This window comes from Pseudomonas cuatrocienegasensis (assembly GCF_900110925.1).
GTDB classification, from domain to species: domain Bacteria; phylum Pseudomonadota; class Gammaproteobacteria; order Pseudomonadales; family Pseudomonadaceae; genus Aquipseudomonas; species Aquipseudomonas cuatrocienegasensis.
On sequence record NZ_FOFP01000047.1, the window covers coordinates 1 to 1,347 of the forward strand.

Below are 1,347 nucleotides of genomic sequence, written 5' to 3' on the forward strand. Positions count from 1 at the left end.
TTAATCCTTACCGGCGAGCGCCGAAACGGGAGGAATGGTTCGAAGCCTGGGATGGTTTGTTGCAGGGTTACCATTTGCGCTTTTAGCGCTGGCAGTTGATCAGCGGGACAAGCAGGCAATCATCAGACATCTGTCCACGGACAGGCGGGCTCAACTCGGCCCCAGGGTGAAAAATGGAGGGATTTCGACGGGAAACGCCGGGGCGTCAACGAAAAAAATCGACGGGCGACAGACCGAGACGATAAAACAGGGCGATCTGAAGTAGAAAACTTCCCCGCCAGGGTGGCGGGGAAGTCAATTGGACGTTTGGACGGGACAAAGTCTATTGGACGCTTGGACGGGACACCCAATCCCGAGCCAACAAAAGAGCACGATCAAGCATTTCCGCTGTTATATACGGAACAAACCCTAATCTGTCACCCTGCTCGAAGCTGCGTTGATAGCTTGCAAGGCGGCCTACGTCTCCAGTTATCGCCAAAGCAGCCAAATGCCGTAACGGCATAGCCCCCTTCGAATTTGCTGGCAAAGCTCTATAAGCTGCCAAGCCTTTTTCTATATCTTGAGCAGAAGCCCAAGATATAGCCGCTTTAGAAAGCCTAGTTACATCATCCAATGAGAAATCGACTATTTTCTCCGGCACGTCATTGCTCACAATTATTGGATCAAAACCTCCAGCTTCACCCAATATAAATTCAACAGCCTCTGTAAAAGCCTTCGTAGAAATGGACGGCATTAATGAAACCCTGAAATGGTCAGAACGCTTCCCTATAGCCGGAATAATCTGAACCTGCACATTGCCAATGTCCATGAGGCAAAAATAGTCTCCAACCTCATCTTTCCTGCATTTCCAGCCAAGCTCTTCTAGGATTGGCAATATTTCCTTTTCTTTCACTTCTTAGCCCCTGGGAAGTTCATTGTCTCAACCGGAATTCCATTGGGATAACCTTGTTCTCTGAGTGGTTTGCCTGGAATTAGACCAAAATCTCTCGCCACTTTCCCTCGCGGAATGGAGTTACCATCGCGAATCTGCGGAAAAATTTCAGACTGACGAATACTAAGATCAGCACTACCAGTCTTGACCTCAATAATACGAATACTACCATCAGGAGCTTCAGCCACGATATCTGGCCTACAACGACCAACTCCACAAGAGCTACCAAACGAAATTTCTTTATTGCTCACCCGATAACCCTGGGCGCTCAACTGGTCTTTGATGTCATCGACCATATTTAGGTGATGGTCGTAATGATCTCGAATGGTTACTTTTGGAGCTGCTCCTTCCACTTTTGGAACACTTATTTTGCTAGCTACCCAATTACCTCCGATCTTGACAGCTTTTAATCCATA

Annotated in this window: 2 protein-coding genes; both read right to left on the bottom strand. The window is 47.7% G+C overall.

The window, feature by feature from the left end; genetic code table 11:
* Window positions 1–322 precede the first annotated feature (322 nt).
* Window positions 323–892: a DUF6990 domain-containing protein gene (locus BMW49_RS24345; RefSeq protein ID WP_083251872.1), complete on the bottom strand. Its 570-nt coding sequence runs from the start codon at window positions 890–892 to the stop codon at window positions 323–325.
* A partial coding sequence (locus tag BMW49_RS24945) for a hypothetical protein (protein WP_167362841.1) occupies window positions 889–1,347 on the bottom strand: 459 nt, incomplete at its 5' end. The genes BMW49_RS24945 and BMW49_RS24345, both read right to left, overlap by 4 nt.